The 25,373-nt window shown below is 36.9% G+C and carries 21 protein-coding genes and 1 riboswitch; of the genes, 3 read left to right on the forward strand and 18 right to left on the reverse strand.

Annotated features, from left to right (window positions below; genetic code table 11):
• Positions 1–77 precede the first annotated feature (77 nt).
• Positions 78–1,031 carry an NAD-dependent epimerase/dehydratase family protein gene (locus ACJRPK_RS15555; protein ID WP_407141315.1) on the reverse strand — a complete coding sequence of 318 codons (954 nt, stop codon included), beginning with the start codon at positions 1,029–1,031 and terminating at the stop codon, positions 78–80.
• A gap of 168 nt (positions 1,032–1,199) precedes the next feature.
• On the opposite strand from ACJRPK_RS15555, the gene ACJRPK_RS15560 reads away from it, so the two are divergent.
• Complete coding sequence (locus ACJRPK_RS15560; protein ID WP_407141317.1) at positions 1,200–1,661, forward strand: Lrp/AsnC family transcriptional regulator; 462 nt, start codon at positions 1,200–1,202, stop codon at positions 1,659–1,661.
• 75 nt (positions 1,662–1,736) lie between these two features.
• Positions 1,737–2,630, forward strand: coding sequence for a gliding motility-associated ABC transporter ATP-binding subunit GldA (gene gldA, locus ACJRPK_RS15565; RefSeq protein ID WP_407141319.1), 894 nt, complete (start codon positions 1,737–1,739; stop codon positions 2,628–2,630).
• Between the two features lie 26 nt (positions 2,631–2,656).
• On the opposite strand, the gene ACJRPK_RS15570 is transcribed toward gldA, so the two are convergent.
• The 17 genes from ACJRPK_RS15570 to ACJRPK_RS15650 all read right to left on the reverse strand — a co-directional run bounded on the left by ACJRPK_RS15570 (position 2,657) and on the right by ACJRPK_RS15650 (position 24,666).
• Positions 2,657–3,064, reverse strand: a complete 408-nt coding sequence (locus ACJRPK_RS15570; RefSeq protein WP_407141320.1) for a response regulator — start codon at positions 3,062–3,064, stop codon at positions 2,657–2,659.
• Complete coding sequence (locus ACJRPK_RS15575; RefSeq protein ID WP_407141322.1) at positions 3,061–5,778, reverse strand: PAS domain S-box protein; 2,718 nt, start codon at positions 5,776–5,778, stop codon at positions 3,061–3,063. Before ACJRPK_RS15575 ends, ACJRPK_RS15570 begins: the two co-directional genes overlap by 4 nt.
• Before the next feature lie 116 nt (positions 5,779–5,894).
• Positions 5,895–9,014 carry a PAS domain S-box protein gene (locus ACJRPK_RS15580; protein WP_407141324.1) on the reverse strand — a complete coding sequence of 1,040 codons (3,120 nt, stop codon included), beginning with the start codon at positions 9,012–9,014 and terminating at the stop codon, positions 5,895–5,897.
• Between the two features lie 124 nt (positions 9,015–9,138).
• Complete coding sequence (locus ACJRPK_RS15585) at positions 9,139–9,915, reverse strand: head GIN domain-containing protein (RefSeq protein ID WP_407141326.1); 777 nt, start codon at positions 9,913–9,915, stop codon at positions 9,139–9,141.
• Positions 9,912–11,039, reverse strand: coding sequence for an acyloxyacyl hydrolase (locus ACJRPK_RS15590; protein ID WP_407141328.1), 1,128 nt, complete (start codon positions 11,037–11,039; stop codon positions 9,912–9,914). The genes ACJRPK_RS15585 and ACJRPK_RS15590 overlap by 4 nt, the downstream gene beginning before the upstream one ends.
• A gap of 76 nt (positions 11,040–11,115) precedes the next feature.
• Positions 11,116–12,069: a methylenetetrahydrofolate reductase [NAD(P)H] gene (metF, locus tag ACJRPK_RS15595; protein WP_407141330.1), complete on the reverse strand. Its 954-nt coding sequence runs from the start codon at positions 12,067–12,069 to the stop codon at positions 11,116–11,118.
• A 39-nt stretch (positions 12,070–12,108) separates the two neighbouring features.
• Positions 12,109–14,802: a methionine synthase gene (gene metH / locus ACJRPK_RS15600; protein ID WP_407141332.1), complete on the reverse strand. Its 2,694-nt coding sequence runs from the start codon at positions 14,800–14,802 to the stop codon at positions 12,109–12,111.
• Between the two features lie 5 nt (positions 14,803–14,807).
• A complete protein-coding gene (locus ACJRPK_RS15605) occupies positions 14,808–15,815 on the reverse strand; it encodes a homocysteine S-methyltransferase family protein (protein ID WP_407141333.1) in 1,008 nt (335 codons plus the stop codon).
• A gap of 124 nt (positions 15,816–15,939) precedes the next feature.
• A riboswitch (SAM riboswitch) is annotated at positions 15,940–16,042 on the reverse strand.
• Positions 16,043–16,166: 124 nt separating this feature from the next.
• On the reverse strand, positions 16,167–16,487 hold the full coding sequence (locus ACJRPK_RS15610) for a 2Fe-2S iron-sulfur cluster-binding protein (protein WP_148781521.1): 321 nt from the start codon (positions 16,485–16,487) through the stop codon (positions 16,167–16,169).
• 154 nt (positions 16,488–16,641) lie between these two features.
• Positions 16,642–17,697 carry an NAD(P)/FAD-dependent oxidoreductase gene (locus ACJRPK_RS15615; protein ID WP_407141335.1) on the reverse strand — a complete coding sequence of 352 codons (1,056 nt, stop codon included), beginning with the start codon at positions 17,695–17,697 and terminating at the stop codon, positions 16,642–16,644.
• The gene (locus tag ACJRPK_RS15620; RefSeq protein ID WP_407141337.1) at positions 17,684–18,337 is read right to left on the reverse strand and encodes a bifunctional precorrin-2 dehydrogenase/sirohydrochlorin ferrochelatase; all 654 of its coding nucleotides are present in this window, start codon (positions 18,335–18,337) and stop codon (positions 17,684–17,686) included. The genes ACJRPK_RS15615 and ACJRPK_RS15620 overlap by 14 nt, the downstream gene beginning before the upstream one ends.
• A complete protein-coding gene (gene cobA / locus ACJRPK_RS15625) occupies positions 18,337–19,164 on the reverse strand; it encodes a uroporphyrinogen-III C-methyltransferase (RefSeq protein ID WP_407141339.1) in 828 nt (275 codons plus the stop codon). The genes ACJRPK_RS15620 and cobA overlap by 1 nt, the downstream gene beginning before the upstream one ends.
• A 22-nt stretch (positions 19,165–19,186) precedes the next feature.
• On the reverse strand, positions 19,187–21,274 hold the full coding sequence (locus ACJRPK_RS15630; RefSeq protein ID WP_407141341.1) for a HEPN domain-containing protein: 2,088 nt from the start codon (positions 21,272–21,274) through the stop codon (positions 19,187–19,189).
• Positions 21,275–21,381: 107 nt separating this feature from the next.
• Entirely contained in the window at positions 21,382–22,629 is a 1,248-nt protein-coding gene (locus tag ACJRPK_RS15635; protein WP_407141343.1) for a sulfate adenylyltransferase subunit 1, read from the reverse strand.
• Positions 22,630–22,709: 80 nt separating this feature from the next.
• Complete coding sequence (gene cysD, locus ACJRPK_RS15640) at positions 22,710–23,654, reverse strand: sulfate adenylyltransferase subunit CysD (protein ID WP_407141428.1); 945 nt, start codon at positions 23,652–23,654, stop codon at positions 22,710–22,712.
• Between the two features lie 23 nt (positions 23,655–23,677).
• Positions 23,678–24,304: a phosphoadenosine phosphosulfate reductase family protein gene (locus ACJRPK_RS15645; RefSeq protein WP_407141345.1), complete on the reverse strand. Its 627-nt coding sequence runs from the start codon at positions 24,302–24,304 to the stop codon at positions 23,678–23,680.
• A 95-nt stretch (positions 24,305–24,399) separates the two neighbouring features.
• Positions 24,400–24,666 (reverse strand): DUF2061 domain-containing protein, encoded by a 267-nt coding sequence (locus ACJRPK_RS15650; protein ID WP_211356686.1) that lies wholly within the window; start codon positions 24,664–24,666, stop codon positions 24,400–24,402.
• Positions 24,667–24,831: 165 nt separating this feature from the next.
• Here ACJRPK_RS15650 and ACJRPK_RS15655 point away from each other — a divergent pair, with 165 nt between their 5' ends.
• The gene (locus ACJRPK_RS15655; protein ID WP_407141347.1) at positions 24,832–25,371 is read left to right on the forward strand and encodes a lipocalin family protein; all 540 of its coding nucleotides are present in this window, start codon (positions 24,832–24,834) and stop codon (positions 25,369–25,371) included.
• The last annotated feature ends 2 nt before the right edge of the window (positions 25,372–25,373 follow it).

Here is a 25,373-nt window from a genome sequence, read left to right on the forward strand (position 1 = left end):
ACTCCAAGTGTCCCCTATGTTTCTTGAAAAATTCCTTTAAAATTGACAATGAACCATCCAAAAATATCTAAACGCCTTTAAGTTGGATTGATTTCGTATTGTAATTTTAATTTTTCGACCATAACTTGTGTCATACGTTTTAAATCGTACTCGGGTTGCCATCCCCAATCGTCTCTTGCACTACTATCATCTATCGAATTAGGCCATTTTGCTGCTATTTTCTGTCTGAAGTCAGGAGTATACTTAACCTCAAACTTAGGATATATCTTTTGCAATGCTGCGGCGATATCCTTGGGCGCAAAGCTTGCTCCTGCCAAGTTATATGACGTTCTCACTTTTATATGTTCTTTTGGCGCATCCATCAATTCCAAGGTTGCACGCACCGCATCTTCCATAAAAATCATTGGCAGCATTGTGTTTTCTTCTAAAAAGCAATTGAATTCTTCTTCTAAAACAGCCTTATGATAAATATCCACTGCATAATCTGTCGTACCTCCTCCGGGTAAGGATTGATAGCCAATAACTCCAGGGTAACGTAACGAACGAACGTCGAGACCGTAGCGTAAAAAATAATACTGCGCCCAGTTTTCGCCCGCAGCTTTACTTATACCGTACACCGTTGCCGGATCCAAATAGGCATCATTAGGTGTTTGAGTCTGGTTAGCTCCTTCTCCAAAAACAGCAATCGAACTAGGGTAAAAAACTTTATCGACTTCATTAAGTCGTGCAACTTCTAACACATTAAACAAGGTTTGCATATTAATATCCCACGTCTGTAACGGGTTTTCTTCACCTCTAGCTGATAATATGGCTGCCAAGTGATAGATCTGGGTTATCTTGTATTGTTTAACAACTGATTCAATTCTGTCACGATCGGTAGCATCAATAATTTCAAAAATCCCCTCGACATTTTCTTTTTCCCGCAAATCAGAAGCAACCACGTGTTCTATACCAAATTTTTCTTGAAGCGATTTTGTCAATACAGAACCCAATTGACCATTTGCACCAACGATTAAGATATTAGTATTCATATACATTTAACTATTAAGTAGTATTTACTTGCAAAAATAACAGTTGCAACTTTTAATTTTAAATTTTATTCTATCTTCAGTAAAAATTGCGACATTTATTTAAATTAGCAACTATTTTATCTTATTGAGATATTTTGAAATACAATTGCAGCTAAATTTACTAAGCTTATGGAAGATATAGACGAAATAGACCTCACAATTTTGAGAATTCTTCAAAAAGATGCAAAAAAAACGACCAAAGAGATCGCACAGCTCCTCAATCTAACGGCTTCTCCGGTCTATGAGCGGATTCGTCGTTTAGAAAAAAAAGGGTTTATTCAGAAATATGTAGCTATTTTAGATAAGAAATTAATCAATCGGTCAGTGACCACTATCTGTCAGGTCTCGATGCGTTACCATAATGAAGCTTTTATTCAAAAATTTGAAGAACAAATACAAAATTTAGAAGAGGTTCAGGAATGTTATCATATGGCCGGTCAAGTTGATTTTATTCTAAAAATAAATACGCCTAGTCTTGAAGCGTATCATGATTTTGTAAAGTATAAGCTTTCGACTATTGAAAATATCGGAGTATTAAACAGTACTTTTGTACTAAAAGATATCAAACACACCTCGGCTTTTTATATATAAATCGAGAACCAGCTTCGCATACTAAATTCAAGTTTCTTAAGTTACTAATTAGTATTTTTGATAAAATTAAAAAACATGTCTATATCCGTCTCCCATATTTCTAAAACGTATCATCAGGAAAAAGCAATTTCAGATATTTCTTTTACGATAAAAGAGGGCGAAATTGTTGGATTTCTTGGTCCAAATGGAGCCGGAAAATCGACTATGATGAAAATTCTGACCACCTACCTGCACCCCAACCAGGGTAGTGCTATGGTAAACACATTTGACATCATAAAAAATCCATTGGATGTTAAAAGAAGTGTAGGGTATCTGCCTGAGCATAACCCATTGTATGAAGAGTTATATGTGCGTGAATACTTATCCTTTAACGCAAAAGTATATAATGTACCTGCCAATCGTATTGAGGAAGTTATCACAAAAACTGGATTGACTAATGAAGCTTCTAAAAAAATTACTCAACTTTCAAAAGGGTATCAACAGCGTGTGGGCTTAGCTTGTGCTTTGCTACATGATCCAAAAGTTCTTATTCTCGACGAGCCAACCACCGGATTGGATCCTAATCAGTTAGTGGAAATACGATCGCTAATAAAGGCTCTGGGAAAAAATAAGACGGTTTTATTATCCACTCATATCATGCAAGAGGTAGAAGCCATGTGTGATCGAGTCATTATAATCAATAAAGGAGAACTGGTGGCCGATAAATATTTAAAGGATTTAATTGACACCAACGAACAAATAATTGAAGTTGAATTTGACTATCGCATTGAGGAGGCTTTCTTAAAAAGAATTCCGCATGTCACTCGGGCAATAAACAAACATAATTTTGTGTACGAAATTACATTTGATACGAGTATTGATATGCGCCCAAAGGTTTTTGACTTTGCACACGATAACAAATTAAAAATTTTACAATTATCACGGAAAAACAAAAATTTGGAAAGTCTGTTTAGAGAGCTAACACAATAATTATAAACCAATGCTTGAATGCAAGATCAGCTCTGAGATGTTTCAAACTCTTTCAGAATTTCCTTGAGGCGTTTTACTGATATTGGTTTAACGATATAATCACTTACTAATTCATACGACTTGGCCTTAGCTACGTCCTGAGGATCTACCGATGATGTAACAATATAAATAGTTATTTTCTTACTGCACGGTATTTTCGTGAATTCTTCCAAAAATTGCCACCCATCAAGGATGGGCATATTGAGATCCAGTAGTAAAATATCAGGTAGTTTTTCTCCACTGGATATAATTGCTTTTAACTTATCCAGGGCTTCCCTTCCATTCTTAAAAACTAAGAAGCCATTACAGAAATTAGCTAATTCCATGACCTTTTTAATACCGAAAACAAAAATCGGATCATCATCTACAATACACGCTAAATCAATTTTCTTCATTTCTTAAAATATATTTTAAAAACAGTTCCTACATTAACTTCACTTTTGACTTCAATAGTACCTCCCATAGCTACTATTTGATTTTTAGTAATAAAGAGTCCTAAACCGCGAGATTTCTCATGATCATGAAATGTTTTATACATGCCAAACATTTTAGCCCTATGCTTTTCCAGATCAATACCTAAACCATTGTCTCTCACTTCCAAAACCTGAAACTCATTTTCAACATAGCTATTTAAGGTTATAAAGCTGTTTCGCGTTTTAGCCCTATACTTTATGCCGTTAGTGATCACATTAAGACAAATACTTTCAACATATGCGGCAATGCCTAAAACTTGTGTTGAAGTATCTATATTGTTTTCAACGCGTACATCAGATTCAAGATGCATCCCTGCAATATTCTTTATCGTTTTTTGAACTGCTTCAAACAAGTTGATATGCTCCATGTTTGATTCTTCCAAAGAATTCATTACAACCACATCATTTAAATGATGTATTGTTTCATTAAGGTTCCCGGATGCTTCACACAATAAGCCAATATATTCGTTCGATACTAACTCTGGATGTTCATCAGTTAACAAATCTAATAACATCTGAAAGTTCCCGGAATGAGATCTTAAGTTATGTGAAACAATGTGCGCAAAATTCAAAAGCCTGCTGTTTTGATCCTGGGTTACTTCAAGTAAAGATTTTAGGTCATTCTCAACTTTTTTGATTTCTCTGATATCCGTTGCAATAGCCAAATAACCAGTTACCTCTTCATCTTGCTTTAAGGCAGTCATTGTTACCAGGACAGGAAAGGTGGTGCCGTCACTACGTCGGTGTGTCCATTCTCTGGTATCTATTTCATTTCTAAATGGTAATATTGTAAAGATTTCGAACCCTTTAATACTACATTGATACTCCTGAGATAATTGTATTTCTCTTTTTTGTATTTCTTCGGGAAGATGCAGATCGATATAGGAACGCTTTAGAATCATTTCATCGCGATTGTATCCTAATAAATTTTCTGCTCCCTTATTAAACGTGGTGATTTGTCCATATTTATCGGTTCCAATAACACTTACTTGTGTTATATCTTCCAAGATGTTTTCTAATTTCTGTAAAGCTTCAGATAACTTTTTTCTGGTTTTAACTCTCGGAGTGATGTCCACTATTTGAGATATGAAATACAAAGGATTATCCTCTTCATCTTTTACTAATGAGACCGAAAGAATAATATGAGCCAGTTTTCCACTCTTTTGAAAATAACGTTTTTCCATTTGATAGAACGATCGTTTACCGGCTAAGAGTTCTTCTAACAATGCTAAGTCCTTATCTAAGTCATCCGGATGTGTTATGTCCTGAAACGTTAACTTTCGAAGCTCTTTGGCTGTATAGCCTACAATATCACACAAACTTTGATTAACCTCTATCCATTGCCCTTGTATATTAAGGATCGCCATACCAATAGCGGCATTCTCAAAATTACCTCTAAAAGCTTCTTCACTAATCTTTAATTTGATCTCTGCTTCCTTAGCTCGGGTAATATCTGCCGTATGCATAATCACACCTCCAATATTATTATCGTGCGTGTGCCAGGGCCTTAATTCCCAACTTAACCATTGCAACGATCCATCTTTCTTTAGAAAACTATCCTCGTCGGATTTGAGAATTTCACCCTGAAGTGCAGATTTAAAAATTTCTTTCCATTTTTGACTTATGGTGGGGAAAATAGCAAAATGAGATCTTCCAATAATATTTTCATTTTTCAGGCTGTAATCCTCCAACCATTTGGTTGACACAGCCAGATACCTCATATTATTGTCAAACATTGCAATGGCTGTTGGAGCTTCTTCAATAAACAAGCGATTTTTTTCTAGTTCATTTTTACTAGCCGTTATTTCTTGGTGTGAGCCAATAATCCATTCCGGAGCATCATTTTTATAACTCACTACTTTTCCTCTAGTAAGCACCCAGACCCAATGCCCCTTTTTATGACGCATTCGCACTTCGCACTCATATATGGGCGTAGATTGCTCGATATGTTCCTTTAAAAGTTTTTCCGTCTTTACACGGTCTTTAGGATGCACTGAATTTTTCCAGGTTTGAATTGAAACAGGTTCTATTTCCAATAAGGAATATCCAATAATTTCTGCCCAGCGCTCACTGAAGTATGTTTCACCAGTTTGTAAATTCCACTCCCAAACTCCGAGGTTTGCCCCTTCAATAATATGTTGATACCGGTCCAGTTGTCTTTGCAACCGTAATTCTGTTTGTTTTAGTTTAGTGGTGTCGGTAAGAGCAATCAACAAACGATTTGCAACGTTGTTCTCATCAAAAATTCCAATACATTTACATTGTATCATTACCTTGTGACCTAACTTATGTACAAAATCAATATGTTCAACATATGGAGAGGTTTCTGTTCGAAAATGTGATATAGCGTTGTCAAAGAGTTGACGCAATACAGTAATGGGTAACGAAGTTTGGCTCAAAAGACAGGAAGAGGACTCATATCCGACAAAATGACCAAGCGTATTCCAAAATTTATCGCTAATCCATATTCGTTCAAAGGTTGACAAATCCCAATACCATAAACCATCTAAGGCTATATCCTGTACAAAATCAAAGATAGCAGTATCCCTTTGCACCAAAGCATATAATTCGTCTTTTAAATGATTGCGGCTAGGGTACGAGGACACCTGTAGTCGCTTAGTTTTTTTTTGAATCATTCTATTGTAGGTTTACTAGGCTGCAGATGGGGATTATAAATGTAAAGAAAAATAAATTACTTACTGCCAATTCTTTTAATTGAACTTACTAAATATTTCTTAATATTTATTTTATCTCACGAATCGTAACGTAAATACACTTTAAAATTAGACCCTTTATTCACTTCACTCTCAACCGTTATTTTACCTCCCAAAGCTTCGATTTGATTTTTGGCAATAAACAATCCAATGCCTCTAGCGTCATCATGTTTATGAAAGGTCTTATACATTTTAAATAGTTTGGATCGATTTCTATTCAAATCAATTCCTAAGCCATTGTCTTCAAAATTAATCACTACAAACCCATCCTTTTTTGTAGCACTAATCGACACTGTACTTTGACATTCCGGTCTACGGTATTTGATTGCATTGGTAGTCAAATTAAGAATAATACTTTCTAAATATGCCGGTAAAGCAAGTACCTCGATATCTTTTGGCACAGTTACTTTAATCTTAACATTGTTCTCGCAGGCACTAGGCACTAATCCTTGTAAGATACTATTAACCACCTTAAAAAGATTTATTTTGTTCAAATTTTGATCTACAGATGCGCTCATTACAACAACTTCACTAAGATGTCCTATTGTTTCAGCTAAACTATCTGAGGCATTTTTAAAAAGTTTTAGAATCTCATTATCAGAAAATTCCGGATATTCTTTATGAAATAGATTTAAAAGCATTGAAAAGTTTCCCGAATGCGAACGTAGATTATGGGATACGATATATGCGAAATTTTTCAAGCGTTTATTTTGATCTTCTGCGACTTCAAGCAGAGATTTTAATCGGGCTTCTACTTTCTTAATCTCACTAACGTCAGTAATTACAAGAAGATATCCCGAAATATTGAACTCATCTTTGAGGATGGTCAGCGTACTTTGTGCAGAAAAAGTCGACCTATCCTTACGTACATATTCCCATTCGCTTGTATCACCAATTTCATCGGTAGACAACGCCGTTAACACATCAAAATCGACGTATTTCGTGTCATGCAATTCACAAAGTTCTTTTGATCTTTTTATAAGCTCTTCTTTCTTATAAAAATCGACAACCGATTTACCTTCTATCTCTTCAAAAGAATACCCTAATAAATTTTCGGCTCCTTTATTGAACGAAGTAATAGCACCCTTTTTATCCAATCCGATAATTCCTACTTGCGTATTAGAATCTCTCAAAATTTTTAGTTCTGCCAAAGTTGACATCATCTTATTCTTGGCATCAATTCTCGGACTGATATCTATGATCTGAGACACAAAAAATAATGGAGAACCCTCACTATCTCTAACTAAAGAGACCGCTAAAATTACATGAACACTGTACCCTTCTTTATGAATATACCTTTTTTCCATGTGATAATGTGTGCGAATTCCTTCTATAAGTTCATTCAACAACTGAAGGTCTAAGGCAAGATCGTCTTCGTGCGTAATATCCTTAAATGTCATTGCTTGCAATTCTGAAATCGTGTATCCTACGATTTCACTAAAAGCTTGATTTACCTCTATCCACTTATATTGACGATTAGAAATTGCCATGCCAATCGCCGCATTCTCAAAATTGCCTCTAAAAGTTTCCTCACTAATGCGCAATTTTTCTTCAGTGTTTTTACGCTCGGTTATGTCATGCATCGCCACTACTGCTCCAAAAACCTCACCATCGAGACTTCTAAGCTGTGAGCCATTTACCGATACATAACGCTTGGTTCCCTGTTTAGGTTTGATGATAATTTCATCAGCTTCTAATGAACCATTTTTTAGAGTACGTAGTAGCGGTATTTCTTCCGTTTCTAAGGGTGTTTTACCATCAGGTCTGAATAATCCATAATATCCGGAAAGCTGTGAGGTAGGTAAAACCTCAGGTGGTAAGCCATGCCAATTCTTAGTGGTTTTATTGAAAAGTGTTAATATCCCTGATTGATCACATGAAACGATACCAACCTCAATACTGTCTAATATTGCTTCCAAAAAAGTTTGCTTTTGCTGATTGGCGTGCTCTATTTCCTTCAGTTCTGTTATATCGGAGACATGCATGATGATACCTCCAATTTTCATGGCATCAGTAAACCATGGCTTCATTTCCCACGACAACCATTGTACAGAACCATCTTTTTTATAAAACTTATCTTCCTTACTTTTTAAAATTTCTCCTTTAAGACACCTTCGATGCTGTTCTTTCCATTCTTCACTAATGTGAGAAAACACTTCATAATGTGATTTTCCAATAATCTCCTCCTCGCGAATGTCATAATCTGTAAACCATTGTCTGGAGGCTGCCAGATAACACATATCTAAATCAAACATGGCTAACGCACTTGGGGCTTGCTCAATGAAAGCTCTATAGCGTTCTATATTTTTTTTACTTTCAGTAATTTCTTGGCGAGACCCGATCATACGTTCTGGATTACCCTCTTTATCCCAGCTCATAACCTTACCTCGGTCTAAAACCCAAACGTAATTACCGTTCTTATGTCGTACTCTGGTTTCAAATTCAAAAATAGCTTCACTGGATTGCAACGATGTTTTTAATTTTGAACGAAATTTTTTCACATCGATAGGTTCCATACCATTGAGCCACGTATCCATGGATAAAGGTCTCAATTCGATTAATGTATACCCTATCATTCTGGCCCATCCTTCATTGAAGACTACTTCGTCAGTTTTTAGATCCCACTCCCAAGTCCCGATGTTTGAACCTTCAATTATGTGCTCATATCTCTGTAATTGTCTCTGTAGCTCAAATTCTACCTTTTTAAGTTTAGTAATATCGGTATGAGCTCCTAACATCCGTATCGGTTTACCCTCAGCATTTCTAATTACTAAACCACGACACTGTATCCATAATGTATGACCTAATTTGTGGGTATAACGCACTACCTGATCGTAGCTGTGCGAGGGGTCGTGAAGATGCCTATTTGCATTCTCCATAGCTAGCGCTAAGTCCTCCTGATTAATAATATCTTGCCACGCTGAAGATTTATGGGGCATTAATTTAGGATCATACCCCAAAACTGTCCAAAATTTGTCATCCATCCATTCATTCTCAGGATCTTCTAAATCCCAAAACCATAAACCGTCCAGTGCTGCTTTTTGAATAAAATCAAAAATTAAATCATTTTCTTTGATCAGCGTATTCAGCTCATCTTGCAAATAATTTTTGGTGGAAGTACTTTTCTTACTGTCTTGAATAGATAATTTTATTGGCATACCTAACGTTTGAGGTTATTAGAATTTGGGGGAATTCTATAAAGTTAGGCATAAAAAAGATGATGATTCTGCGTTTTAACCACAATAATGTTACGCTAAAAACATAAAAACCAATTACTTACACTTACTCCAGGTCGAATATAAGTCTACCGGTATAGAATTGTTTTACCGCTACCTCCTCTGGTTCGAATACGCTTATTACATCCCCGGTACTTCGAATTTCTCCCTTTAAAGAAACTTGGGGATTTACTATTATTTTATTTGCTCCGCGATGATATACTGTAACATAATCCGCCATAAGCGACTTTCCTTCAAAACGACCGGTACCGGAATAGAGTCCGACCGTAAGGTTGTTTACAAATCCTTTTATTTTGAAAGATGCAATATTATTTCCAACAATATTTAGTTTTTCTGAATCAATGGTAAGCTCAAAAATACCTGTTGTATTACCTTCTGCATAACCAACATCTTCAGACAGTAAGGTCAGACTATCAAAACGCAATACTCCTTCTGATCTAATGGCAAATTGAGTTGCACTTCTAATTACTGTGAGCTTTGGTACACTAATATAAAATTTGGTTTGATTAAAATCTCTAACAAAATTACAATCATTTACATTACTCAAAATAAGCTCCCCATTTATCACCTCTGCTGAGACTTCATTAATTAAGTTCTCACCAGTCTCTACTACAACTTGCGTTGTATCTCCTTGCTTTAAAACAAGTTCGATATTTGGACCAACCAGAATTTTTGTAAAAGGCGTTACCTCCATTCCCCGACTCACGAGATTCCCCGTTCGTTGAAAACAATCTGGTGCATTCTCTGTATCACACCCTAATATAACTGTTAAAAGCAATAGGAAAAGTAATGTGTGCGCTTGAATGTTAATAAATCTGTTCATAATCGATATCCAATTGAGTATTCAATAGCTTCTGCTTTGGCTGCATGTGAACGAACGGTTATTGCACCAAAAATAGAGGACGTAAAGTTGTATTTTAGTCCAGCTCTGTTATACATGGTCCCTTCAAAGTCATAAGGGTAGTAAAAATAATATCCCAAGTTTATAAGTATAGCTAATTTATTAATGGTTAGTTCATGTCCAACATATACTCCCGCTCTTTTTGAATCCTCGTCCCCTGTAGTCCCATCCCCAAAATCCCCAACTGCACGATAATCGATATAGCGTTCCAGAGCTTTTGAGAAAAATAATTCTGACCCAACAACGATAGTACTTTTTTTGTTCAACTGCTTATGTGCAAACAACCCAACCGTAAGAAAAGGATATCTTCCCGAACCGACCAAGTCACTTTCATTGAAACCTCCACTTAACATTACTCCAAGGCCAATAGGTCTTGACCCTCTTAATAAACCTTCTTCTTTCGCATTATATTGTTTTGGTTGCTGACTCAAATTATAATTTACTGCGAAATTGGCAAAGAGGGTATTGGTACTTTTATTAGGTGCTTTGGAGTTGCCATTAGAGTAATGTAAAATACCTATACCCAATTGTAATCCAATATGCTGTATAACATTTTGATGGCGATAATTTAAAAGGGCATAACTAGCACTCATAATATGAGATCCATAGGCGATATTGCGGTAATTATCATCAATATCATACGGCTTCGAAGCGTAGGTTACTCCTTGGGCTATCCTAAGCTGTAGGTATCGTCTTAAAAAATAAAAGTTATAATGTGCAAATGCTCCAATACTGATTCCTAAAAAATCATTCTTTAAATCCTGATACACTAATGAAACTCCGTAATCCGGATAATTATACAGTCTCTGCCACTCTTTATCCCCATAAGTTTGACGATTAATTGCCAGTATGAGACCTGATGGATGACTAGTGATCAGATGAGAAATATCAGGATTGTGTTTTAGTATAGTACCCTGAAAAGCATTGATATCAATGCTATATGATTTATTAGCTACAGTTTCTTTATCAACCGATAATTTCATCGGAGTCTGAGCGTACCCCATACCCATGACCACAATTACAAAAAAAATGATTCTCCTTATCATGCGGCTAAAGTACTGTACCCTCCACTGCTACACAAGTTTTTAATCTGAGTTGTTTTTCATATAAACTCAAAACTACTTAAAATATGGCTGCAGCTATTTTTTTTATATTATCGGACTTTCCCATAGAATAATAGTGCAGCACAGGAACGCCATACGTCATTAATTCCTTGGACTGTTGAATAGCAAATTCTACTCCCACTTCTCGCACCTCTGCATTTGTCTTACACTTTTCTATGGCCTTCACTAATTCGTCCGGCATATCTAATTTAAAAACCTGAGGTAGTAAATGAAGATGCTTTTTTACTGAAACCGGTTTAATCCCCGGAATAATAGGCACAGTAATTCCAGCAGCTCTTGCCTCTTCTACAAATTTAAAATAGCGTTGATTATCAAAAAACATCTGAGTAACCACATAATCCGCCCCTGCATCAACTTTTTCTTTTAACCTTCTCAAATCTGAATTTAACGAAGGCGCTTCGACATGTTTTTCGGGATAACCGGCTACGCCGATGCAAAAATCCGAATTGGTCTCAGTCTCGACAACCTCATGTAAAAATTTTCCTTGGTTCATCGCTACAATTTGTGATACCAGCTCATTAGCATAGCAATGACCTCCGTTTGTAGGTGTAAAATACTTTTCTTCCTTCATGGCATCTCCGCGTAAGGCCATTACATTGTCAATTCCTAAATAATGGCAGTCAACCAACAAATATTCTGTTTCTTCTTTGGTAAATCCTCCACATAAAACATGTGGTATAGCATCCACATTGTATTTATGAGTAATAGCTGCACAGATTCCTACAGTACCCGGACGCATTCTGGTCAGTTTTTTATCTAATAAACCCTTCTTATTTATATAAATATATTCTTCTCTCGAGGTCGTTACATCTATAAACGGAGGATTGAACTCCATCAACGGATCAATATTATTATACAACTCTTGAATATTTCTACCTTTTTGGGGCGGAATCAGCTCAAATGAGAATAGTGTTTTACCCTTTGACTGTTCAATGTGTTCTGTAACCTTCATATTCTACTATACTATTAAGTGCTTTTTATAATCTTTATTTCAATTCTCAGAGAGGTTAGGATTCAACCATTTTTTTGCTGATTCCAGGGTGATGTTCTTTCGTTCTGCAAAATCTTCTACTTGATCCTCTTTGATTTTACCCAGTCCAAAATAGCGAGCCTCTTCATTTCCAAAATAGTATCCGGACACAGAGGCAGCAGGCCACATAGCTAAACTATCGGTAAGCTCTACACCAATCCGCTCCTTTACGCTGAGAATTTTCCAGATTTCTAATTTTTCTAAATGATCAGGGCAAGCCGGGTAACCCGGAGCAGGCCGTATGCCTTTGTAGCTCTCTTTAATCAAAGCTTCATTGCTCAAATGTTCATCGCTGGCATATCCCCAATGTTCTTTTCGAATTTTTTCATGCAGATATTCTGCAAAAGCCTCAGCCAATCGATCGGCGAGTGCTTTAATCATAATAGCATTATAATCATCAAGCTCCGATTCGAAACGCTCCGCTAATTCTTTGGTACCAAACCCGGTTGTTACGCAAAAGCATCCTATATAATCTTTCCTGTCAATATCGGTGGGCGCAATAAAATCGGCTAATGCAAAGTTTGGTTTCCCTGCATGTTTTTTTAACTGTTGTCTTAATGTTCTAAACGTACCTATCGTTGTTCCATCAGCATAAATATTAACGTCATCATCGTTAATTGTATTAGCTTCAAAAAGACCAAAAATACCTTTCGCTTTTAACAACTTTTGATCAATCACAGTGCTCAATAGCTTTTTTGCATCTTTAAAAAGAATTGTTGCCTGTTCTCCAACCACTGTATCGGTTAAAATATCAGGATACTTACCATGTAAATCCCAGGATCTAAAAAAAGGAGACCAATCAATATAAGGCTCTAATACATTTAGGTCCAAAGATTCGATACATTGCACTCCAAGTTGATTTGGTTTTTTTATCATAGTTGACGACCAATCAATCTGAAATTTATTTTTTCTGGCTTCGGCAATGGATAAATATTCTTTGTGCTTTGTTCGTTTCTGAAAACCAATTCTAAACTTTTCATAATCAGCCTTTAGATCTCCTACGTATTTCTGATTGTTACGCTGATTGAGTAGATCTCCCACAACGGTAACTGCTCTTGAAGCATCATTCACATGTACCACTGCATTTTTATATTGGGGATCAATTTTGACCGCTGTATGCGCCTTAGAGGTTGTTGCGCCACCAATTAGTAACGGAACCTTAAAATTTCTTCGTTCCATTTCTTTAGCTAAAAAAACCATTTCATCCAGTGACGGAGTTATTAGTCCGCTCAACCCGATAACATCTACTTGCTTATCTATAGCTGTTTGAATAATCTTTTCAGGAGCTACCATAACACCCAAATCAATTATTTCATAATTATTACATGCCAAGACAACCGAAACGATATTCTTACCAATATCATGAACATCCCCTTTGACAGTAGCCATTAATACTCTACCTGCACCCTTAGTTTCCTTTCCGGTTTTGGGGTTTTTCTTTTTTTCTTCTTCAATAAACGGCAATAAATAGGCCACTGCTTTTTTCATTACTCTTGCAGACTTCACTACCTGTGGTAAAAACATTTTACCGGAGCCAAAGAGATCTCCAACCACATTCATACCTGTCATTAAATGACCTTCGATAACCTCAATCGGTTTTGTAACAGATAATCGTGCTTCTTCTATATCCTCGAGCACGTAGGTATCGATTCCTTTTACAAGCGCACGTGTTATTCGAGCTTGCACCGGTTCTTCCCTCCAGGATAGGTCTATCGTACTTTCTTTTGCTTTTCCAACTACGGTTTCTGCAAAATCTAAAAGTCGTTCTGTAGCATCATCTCTTCGATTTAGCATTACATCTTCTACACGCTCCAGTAAATCTTTAGGGATGTCGTCATATATTTCCAGCATAGTTGGGTTCACAATCCCCATATTCATCCCCGCCTTAATAGCGTGATATAAAAACACTGAATGCATCGCCTCTCGTACCGGGTTGTTACCTCTGAAAGAAAAAGAAACATTACTTACACCACCACTAACACTACAATAAGGCAAATTTTCTTTGACCCAAGCCGTAGCTTCGATAAAATCCAACGCATTTCTTTTGTGTTCCTCCATCCCTGTGGCTACGGGAAAAATGTTTAAATCAAAAATGATATCCTCTGGAGGAAACTTTACCTTATCGACAAGAATATCATAAGACCGTTTAGCTATTTCTATTCGTCTTTCATAAGTATCTGCCTGACCTACCTCATCAAAAGCCATAACAATCACTGCCGCTCCGTAACGTTTAATAGCCTTTGCATAGTTGAGAAACTCTTCTTCTCCTTCTTTTAAACTTATGGAATTTACAACACATTTACCCTGAACCACGTGTAAACCGGCTTCAATAATTTCCCATTTTGAACTGTCAATCATGATGGGAACCCTTGCTATATCAGGCTCTGAAACGATAAGATTCAGGAATTTGACCATGGCTTCTTTACCATCGATCAAACCATCGTCCATATTAATATCAATGATTTGAGCTCCGCCTTCAACCTGATGTCTGGCTATGTCTAAAGCTTCTTCAAATTTTTCTTCCTTAATCAATCTTAAGAACTTCTTAGAACCAGCTACATTGGTTCGCTCTCCTACATTGATAAAGTTAGTATCGGCTGTTACGACCAAAGGTTCTAGTCCGGATAATTTTAAAAGTCTATGCTGTTCAGTCATGGTGTTTAAATACTTTTTATAGTACGCACTTGTCTTGGTTGATATTTTGAGGCTATCTCAGCAATGGCTTTTATATGTTCTGGTGTGGTTCCGCAACAGCCCCCAACTATATTCACTAATCCTTTTTCCAAATATTCCTTAATTTGGGATGCCATCTGTTCGGGAGTTTCGTCATACGCTCCAAAAGGATTAGGTAGACCGGCGTTCGGGTGTGCAGAGACCCCAAACGATGTTTTTTGAGCCAGAACTTCCAGATGCGGGGTGAGTTGACTGGCACCAAGTGCGCAATTGAATCCAACAGAAAGCAGTGGAATATGGGAAACAGAGATTAAAAAAGCTTCTGCCGTTTGACCAGAAAGCGTTCTCCCACTAGCATCTGTTATCGTGCCACTTATCATTATAGGAATACTACTATCTCGCTCCTCTTTTATTTCTTCAATCGCAAAAAGAGCTGCTTTTGCATTGAGTGTATCAAATACGGTTTCTACCAACAACACATCCACTCCTCCGTCCATTAAAGCATTTACCTGCAAAGCATAGGCTTTCTTTAGTTCATCAAAAGTTACTGCACGGTAGCCCGGATCGTTTACATCAGGCGACATACTTGCTGTTCGATTCGTTGGTCCTATAGATCCGGCAACAAACCTGGGTTTCTCAGGTTCCTTTTCTGTAAATTCGTCGGCAGCTTCTTTAGCAATTCTAGCGGATTCAAAATTGAGTTCATATACTAAATCTTCCATTTGGTAATCAGCCATGGCAATGGTAGTTCCAGAAAAAGTATTCGTCTCAACGATATCAGCCCCAACTTCAAAATAATAGGAATGGATATCTTTAATCACTTTTGGCTGGGTAAGACTCAATAAATCATTATTACCCTGTAATGGCACAGGCCAATCTTTGAACCGCTCACCTCTAAAATCTGCTTCGCTAAATTTATGACGTTGTAACATGGTGCCCATGGCGCCATCCAAAATTAAAATTCGATCCTTTAAAACTTTAGAAATATCTTTCATACACAACTTTGAGGGCTCAAAAGAGACCTATTAATATTAAAAAAAACCACAACAAATTAGTATATGGTTATCATGCGTATCAAGAAAAAACAAGGAAAAGCATAGTATACAATACTATGAATCTGAGTTATCTATTCCCTAAGGGATAGAATGTAGCACCTTCTTTAACAGATAAAGGGTTGCTAAGGCTTCGCAGGGTCTATTCCCTCCGCCTTTCTTGATAACATTTAAATATACTTAAGAACTAATCAATATAACTATTGATCTTATAGCACAAAGTAAGGATATAGCTTTGTGTTATGCAACTTTATTTTGAATTATATAAACGTATAGTTTTTATAAACTATGTTATTATGATTCTGGCGCTAATTCAATCTCCAATCCATCCAATTCCTGAGTAATCGGAATTTGACACCCTAAACGACTGTTATCTTCAACATAGAAAGCCTCTGCCAGCATCATATCTTCATCGTATCCCATCTCTGGTAATGGATGATCTGATAAAACATAGCATTGACAAGAAGCACACATTGCCATCCCGCCACAAGTTCCTTCTACCGGTAACTCGTATGCTTTACAAACCTCCATAATATTCATTGCCATATCGGTTGGAGCCTGCACTTCGTGTACCACACCTTCTCTATCTTTTATTTTTATCGTGATATCTGACATCTAGTAATAACTTGTAGGTAACTAAAATATTTTGATTTCTTATTCAAAGATACTGAACTCATCTTGACTTTTAGATTATCACCAGGAATGAGTTCATTAAAAAGAAGGATTCTGAGATAGAATCCTTCCTGCATGTATGCTAGTATTTTATTGTCTAGTTGATAGATTTCACAACTTCTTTTTTGGCTTCTTTTTTAGTTCCATCAAAACCTTCTACTCCACCAACTGTTGTATATTTCATCACATATTTTTTATCCGGAAAAATACGTTGGTAAGCGCTTTGACACATAATAGCAGCTTCATGAAAACCGGACAGGATTAGTTTCAGCTTTCCTTTATATGTATTTACATCTCCAATGGCGTATATCCCGGGAACATTGGTTTGATAATCGTACGAATTATCGACTTTGATAGCATTCTTTTCGATTTCTAACCCCCAATCTGCGATAGGTCCTAACTTTGGAGATAATCCGAATAAGGGAATAAAATAATCAGTCTCAAAATGAATATCTCCTTCAGTTTTATGACGAATTCCCACGGCGGTTAATTTCTCATCTCCTTTCAACTCCTTTACTTCTGCTTCAGTAATAAGATTTACTTTCCCTAGTTTTGATAATTCTGCAACACGTTCGACAGAGTCAAGTGCTCCACGAAATTCGTTACGTCTATGAACAAGAGTTACTTCACTGGCAACATCTGCCAAAAAAATGGACCAGTCTAATGCTGAATCACCCCCACCTGCAATAACCACTCTCTTATCACGATACACCTCTGGATCTCTAATAATGTAGGCTACTCCATTATCTTCATATAGATCAATATTTGGAATCGGTGGTTTACGTGGCTCAAAAGAACCTAATCCTCCTGCAATAGCTATGACAGGTGCATTATGTTTTGTTCCTTTATTTGTAGTTACAACAAAAGTGTCATCTTCCAGTCTCTCGATTGTTTGCGCCCTTTCGCCCAGTGTAAATCCAGGCTCAAAAGGTTTGATTTGTTCCATTAAATTGTTGACCAGATCTCCCGCTAAAATCTCAGGAAATCCGGGGATATCATAAATCGGTTTTTTAGGATAGATTTCGGCACACTGTCCTCCTGGTTGTGGTAAAGCGTCAATTAGATGCGTTTTAAGCTTAAGTAACCCTGCTTCAAATACTGTAAATAAACCTGTAGGTCCGGCGCCAATTATTAATATATCAGTTTTGATCATTTTCAACTTCTTTTTTTCCTATTAATCCTTTGGTGAATTCGTTTAATATTTCAACTTTTTGTTCAAAATCACCTTGTATTGTTTTTCTATATTCGTTCAAATTTTTTACCAGGTCATCTATGTTTTCGGGAATCACTTCCTCAAAAAATTGACGTAACCGCTTTGCTGTAGTCGGTGATTGTCCATTCGTGGATATTGCGACCTTAACATTCCCCTTGGTTACAATTCCTCCCATATAAAAATCACAATAGGGTGGATTATCTGCAACATTCACTAAGATAGCTCTTTTTCGACAATCTCTATATACCGTCGTATTGACCTCTGGTTTGTCTGTCGTAGCAATCACGATATGCTTACCTCTGAGAAAACGTTTTTTATAATTTTTGGTTACCAATGTAACTCCAAAACGATCTGCTAAAGTTTTTGTTTCTTCTCTAAACATTGGTGAAATCATAGTTACCTGAGCATCAGGACTTGATTTTAAAAGAAACGTAAGTTTTTCTAAAGCTACATTGCCCCCACCAACAATTAGAACTTCTAATTGCTTAACTTTTAGAAAGATTGGATACAAATTGTTACGGCTAGAGTGAGAATCCTCCTGTAGTGTAGTATCTTTATTATGCTGTACAGCTTCTTTCATCACCAACTCCTTACTTTACTATCATGATACACTTCTGCTTGTAAATTTTGAAGAAATCTATCTTTCACAGACAAAAAACTTCTTTGAGCAACCACTTCTCCTATGACGATTATTGCCGGGGAAGAAAAATTTTTCTCTTCCACAATATGCTCAATAGAATCAATCGTTCCTATCCCAAACTTCTCGTGTATGGTTGTGCCATTTTGTATAACAGCGACCGGCATATTAGCTTTATTTTGGGCAGCAAAGATACTAACTATTTCACTCAACTTACTCATTCCCATTAAAATTACCACCGTCGCATTGGATTGTGCTGCCAGTTGCACATCGCCAGATAGTTTATGAGATTTTGTAGTTCCTGTAATAACCCAAAAGCTTTCTGCTGCTCCGCGTTTTGTCAGCGGAATCCCCTGATATGCAGGAACAGCAAGGGCTGAAGAAATACCAGGCACCACAGCCGTCTCGATACCATGTTTTTGGGCTTCGTCAATTTCTTCCGCACCACGACCAAAGATGAAAGGATCACCTCCTTTGAGACGGACTACATGTTTGAGGCTTTTTGCACGATCAATAATTAATTCATTGATTTGTGCTTGTTGATACGCATAACAACCTTTACGTTTACCAACAAAAATCTTTTCGCTATGCTTGGGCGCATATGCTAGCAAAGCCTCATTCATCAGTGCATCATATAGTACTACATCTGCACTACGTAAAGCATGAATTGCCTTCAATGTGATCAGTTCAGGGTCTCCCGGTCCTGCACCAACAACGGTCAATACTCCTTGACGATCTGTATCCACATTACTATTTATCTTTGTTTTCATAGTCAATTGCTCTAAATTTTAGCTAAGCGGTAATTTCTGATGTTCTCAAACTTCTAGCCTTTGCTATAAATTCCTGGGTTGCTTTTATATAAGAAAGTGCAAACTCTTTTGTCGGCGCATTCTCCTTAATTTGATATGCCAGCGACGAAAATGTAGTACTCAAGGCAATTTTACCGGTTGTTACAAACTCTTCATCAAATTGACTGATGATTCCTGCATGGGTATTGGTTTTTTTATTCTCTGCCAGTAGCAAGGCTTTTGCAGAATTTACCAACGCGCTATACGCATGATAAATAGCGTCAGAATAAATATTGTCAACTAAAGATTCTTCTGCATTTTCTACTTTCTCTTCACTCTCCAGAAATAATGTTTCTATCAAATCGATTACTACACCTGCACATTCGCCAATCCCTATTTCTTTTACATATTTCTCTTCATTACCCCAGTCAATAAAATCCTCCTGCGTTAGATTCTCAATATTTGATAAATCGGTAAGTAACTCATAAAAGTATTTCTCTCCTTTCTGTTGATAATAGTCCATAAAGGGAATACCGGAACTATTTTTCTCAAAATCATCCAAAATTCGACGCAAAGCTTCCGGTCCTCTTCTACTGGGAATCTTAACTACTTTATCTGCAAAACGTCCGTTTCCATCACCCATATTTCCACCCCCAAGCAATACTTGTAAGGCCGGTGCGACTAATTTATCTTTGGTACGAACGGACATTCCCTGAAAGCCAATATTGGCCATATTATGCTGTCCACAAGCGTTCATACAGCCACTGATCTTGATAACCATATCATCTTTTTCCAGATATTGCGGGTACTCTAATTTGATTATACGCTCCAATTCCTCGGCGATCCCTGTACTACTTGCAATACCTAAATTACATGTATCCGTTCCCGGACATGCTGTAATATCAATCGCTTTGTTATAACCGGGAGCGGCAAAGCCTAGTTTTTCTAAAATTGTATAGACCCCAGGTACCAAATCCTCATGGACATGCGGAATCAAAATATTTTGGCGTAAGGATAAACGTAGCTCTCCTGCAGCATATTTATCAATTAAATCTGCGAGCAAGCGTGCTTTATCAGTATAAAAATCCCCGAGAAGCACTTTGATACCAATAGCTACATATCCCTCTTGTTTTTGCGGTATTACATTGGTTGATTTCCAAAGTTCAAACGCTTTTTGGTCTGCAATTTCAACCTTGGGAGCAACTATCTTTTTGGGCACTGAGATTTTATATGCCTCAGCATCAATAATCACACTTTTTTGCGGAATAGCAAGTTGTTCTTCTTCAACAAGTCTTCTGAAAGCCTCCAGACCTATATCCTTTATTAGAAATTTCATTCGCGCCTTCGCCCTACTTTTTCTTTCGCCATGACGGTCAAAAATACGTACGACGCCTTCCATCAAAGGGATTATTTTATCGGTAGCTAAAAATTCATAAAAAACATCTGCATGACGTGGTTGTGAACCGAGGCCACCACCTAACATTACTTTAAATCCTCTAATTCCATTCTCCATTTTGGCTATAAACCCAAGGTCGTGCATGTAAGAAAGTCCTGTATCTTCATCGGTTCCGGAAAAGGAAACTTTAAACTTACGCCCCATTTCCTGACTTATTGGATTTCTAAGAAAATATTGAAACACAGCATGAGCATAAGGGGAAACATCAAACGGCTCGTTTGGATCTATCCCTGCGGTCTCTGAGGCGGTCACATTACGCACTGTATTACCACATGCTTCTCTAAGAGTAATATCGTCTTTTTCTAACGCTGCCCACAATTCTGGAGTACGATCTAGATCCACATAATGAATCTGAATATCTTGTCGTGTAGTAATATGTAAGCGTCCCCGTGAATACTCGTCAGACACTTCACTAATTCTTCTTAGCTGATTAGACGTTACTTTACCGTATGGTAACTTGATACGGATCATTTGTACGCCTTCTTGTCGTTGTCCATACACCCCTCTGGCTAAACGAAGACTTCTAAATTTTTCTTCGTCCACCTTGCCATTCTTGAAAAGTTCGATTTTATTGGCTAATTCCAAAATATCCTTTTCAACTACGGGATTTTCTATTTCAGTTCTAAAACTTTGCATTTTGTTTTGATATTTTTTCCTTAAAAAAGGATGTATGTATGACTTTTGTATATGAACTATTCCTACTTATAAATTCATTAAAACACTTGGATTATCAGCATGATATTCTAATCAATAAAACCAACACCTGCAGTAGTATTTGTTTGTGCGTCAATAAGTATAAAAGAACCTGAAGCCTTATTGTTTTTATAACTATCAAAAGCCAAAGGTTTACTTAATTGAATTGTTACACTTCCAATTTCATTGAGCTGTAACGCATTAGTTGATTCATCAATGTTAGAGAAATCGGTGGCAACCTGTCCATGAATTGCTTTGATCTTAGACAGTATTCTGTTACTTCCACTCTGCAGAAAATAATTAGCTCCGGGAACAAGGTTTTTACTATCCATCCAACAGACAGTGGCAGTGAGTTGCTTAGCTACTTGTGGCTTCTCATCGGATTTAACAATCATATCCCCTCTACTAACATTCACATCATCATCTAAAGTCAGCACAAAGGAGCTGCCACGACTTGCCGTGTCAAACTGCTTATCAAAAAAATGAATTTCTTTGACTTTTGAAGTTGTCAAGGAAGGTAATACGGTAATATCATCCCCAACAGAGAGATCGCCCCCATATAATTTACCGGCATAGCCTCTAAAATCATGAAATTCATCCTTTTTGGGACGGATAACGGTTTGTACTGGAAAACGCACCTGCGATACTTCGTAAAGATCTTGAGCGTTCAGTGCTTCTAAATGCTCTAGTAAGGTTTCTCCAGAATACCAAGATGTATTTGCTGATTTCTCAACGACATTGTCGCCTTGTAGAGCGCTGACAGGAATAAACGTTATATTCTGCTCGGCGTAGGCACTCTTGTCAATCAATTTTTGAAAGTCTGCTTTTACAGCGTTAAATGTATCTTCAGAAAAATCTACTAAATCCATTTTATTAATGGCAACAATAATATCTTTTACGCGAAGTAAATTATTAATAAAGAAATGTCTGTAGGTCTGTTCGATCACTCCCTTTCTTGCATCCACTAAAATAATGGAAGCTTGAGAAGTAGACGCTCCCGTAACCATATTACGTGTATATTCAATATGACCAGGGGTATCGGCGATGATATAACTTTTTTTACGTGTAGAGAAATAGATATGAGCCACATCAATCGTTATTCCTTGCTCACGCTCTGCTACCAAACCATCGGTTGCTAATGAAAAATCTAAATAATCGAAACCATTGGCTTTACTTTTAGTTTCAATGGCTTCCAGTTTATCAGTAGTTAATGATTTGGTGTCATATAAAATTCTACCAATCAAGGTACTTTTACCATCATCTACACTACCAGCTGTCGCTATTTTTAATACGTCCATAGCTTTTATATTTGTACTCTATTGAGTTTGTATTTATAAATATTTGTTGGAGATTTTCTGTTCTTATAGAAAAGAGAACCCTAGAAGTATCCTTGTTGTTTACGTTTTTCCATTGCAGCCTCAGAACGTTTATCATCGATTCGTGCACCACGCTCAGAAATTTTAGAATCTCTTATTTCGGCCACCACTTTTTGAATGGAAACAGCATCAGAGAGTACAGCTGCGGTGCATGACATATCACCAACCGTTCTAAAGCGAACCATTCGCTCCTCTACCACTTCATCAGATTCCCGATATACCACTGCATCTTCGGCAGACCAAATCATCCCATCCCTAAGAAATGTTTTACGCTTATGTGCAAAATATATTGATGGAATTTCAATGTGTTCTTCTTCGATATAGCTCCAAACATCAAGCTCTGTCCAATTACTAATTGGAAAAACACGTACATTTTGACCTAACTCAATTTTTCCATTTAGATGATCAAATAATTCGGGACGTTGATTTTTTTCATCCCACTGCCCAAAATCATCCCGTACCGAGAATATACGTTCTTTGGCTCGTGCTTTTTCTTCATCACGTCGTGCCCCACCAATAGCAGCATCAAATTTAAATTCTTCTAAAGCATCGAGCAGCGTCGTCGTTTGCAAACTATTACGACTTGCATACTTCCCTTTTTCTTCGACTACTTTGCCTTGATCAATGGCATCCTGAACATTACGCACAATAAGTTCGACACCTAATTCTTTAACTAATCTATCGCGAAACTCTATAGTTTCAGGAAAATTGTGTCCGGTATCGATATGAAGTAAGGGAAAAGGAATTTTTGCAGGATAGAAGGCTTTCTGCGCCAAGCGAACTAAAGTAATCGAGTCTTTTCCACCAGAAAAGAGTAACACGGGTTTTTCAAACTGAGCTACAACTTCTCTAAATATATATATAGCTTCACTCTCAAGATGCGCTACATTTAATCGGGCACCTGTATCTGTTTGAGCCTCTAAAACTTTTTTTTCTAATACTTCCATAGTTGGTCTATTCTTCATCTTGGTTAGTTGGTGTGTATCCCACATTCTCTATTCTCTAATACTTTGGTCGGGTCAAAATATTTAAATTCATTAGGCAAATCATTCTTTGACAAGTAGGCATCTAGCTCGGCATCACTATAATGATAAAAAGGGCTTACTTTGAGTACGCCATCTCCCCCATAACTCAAAATATCTAAACTATCTCTCAACGCGGTTTGACCTTTTCTTAAGTTTGTAAACCAAACATCAGGTGTATACTCGCTCATAGCGCGTTTAAACGGTTCTAACTTTACTTGTTCTGTGAATTTTTGATGTTTTGGATCATCAATTCCGGGAACTCCCAAAACAACATCACGATGTGCAGTTGTTTGTTTGGGTACGTATAATTTAATATTCAGTCCGAGCTGAGCAATTACTTCCTCAGCATGCCTATATGTTTGAGGCGTATTGTAACCTGAATCGCACCAGATTACAGGAATATCTTTTTTAGCATCAACACAAACCTGTAAAATTGACGCTTCATAGGGTCTGAAATTAGTAGTAACAACGGGGCGATCCGCATGACTAATGGCCCATTGTGCTACTTCTAAAGGTGTTTTATTCCTAAAACTTTCATTTAATGCTACTAATTCGTTTTCAGTAAATTTCATGCTGTTTCTTTTTCTCTCTTTTTCTTTGCAATTTATTTCCCAAGGTGTTTCAGAAAATCAAAAAAAATGGATTCTTCTTGTTTTTGCCTAAGCAATTACTTCCCCCATTTTATCAAGTTCCATAAACGTTCGTGAAAAAAATATAAAATCATTTTTGTAACAAAATCAACGGATGCAATAGATGTTGCCAAAACTATTTCTCCCGTCAATATATAGGATATCAATAAGGTATCTAAAGTTCCAATGACCCTCCAACTAACTGCTTTCGCAATACTACGCACCGGAGATTCTGAAACGCTATCCTTTTGATAGGTAGTCTTTTTTGCAGCTACTTTTTCTAATATCATTTGATCTAAAATCATCTTATTCCTTCATTAACCCTATTACCCTATCGGATTAGTAGGATAACAAATGTAGTATATTTTATTTGAAACTCTTTAGGAAAATAAAAAAAAATGATCTCTACCTCAAAGTATGTAGGAAAAATCGATTTTTAAACTAACTTTGGAGCTTTAAAATTATTTATGATGAAAAAATCAACTTATCTTATTACCTTATTCTTAGCATTAACTTTTATTTCTTGTAGTAAAGACGATGGAGATTCAGAGCCGAACACCTCTGCTTCACTAATTGCTGGAGATTGGGATCTTACAAACTTTGAAATTGCTGATGGTAAAAGTACGCTAAGCGTTCAAGGCCAAACATCGGTAATGGATTATTCCTCAACCGGTAAGAATTTTGCGAGCGTAATCACTTTTTCTGAAAATCCGAATACACTTATTAGTAGTGGAAGTTTTGATACGGTTATAGAAATGTCAGCAGATGGAGTCACCGCATTTACCCAAGAGGTCCCTGGAGAAGACTATCTTATCACAGGTACCTGGAAATTAGAAGGGGACAAACTCACTATTACTAATGAAGCTTTGGAGCAAACAGATATTGCGAATGTTTTGACATTGGACACTACTACTTTAATATTTGAAATTAAACTGAACCGAACGTTACAAGTATCTGGTTTCCCTTTTGAACTTGAGGGAACAGCAGTTTATACTTTAAAAAGAAAATAAAA

Origin of the sequence: Aquimarina sp. 2-A2 (genome assembly GCF_045505135.1) — a bacterium.
GTDB classification, from domain to species: domain Bacteria; phylum Bacteroidota; class Bacteroidia; order Flavobacteriales; family Flavobacteriaceae; genus Aquimarina; species Aquimarina intermedia.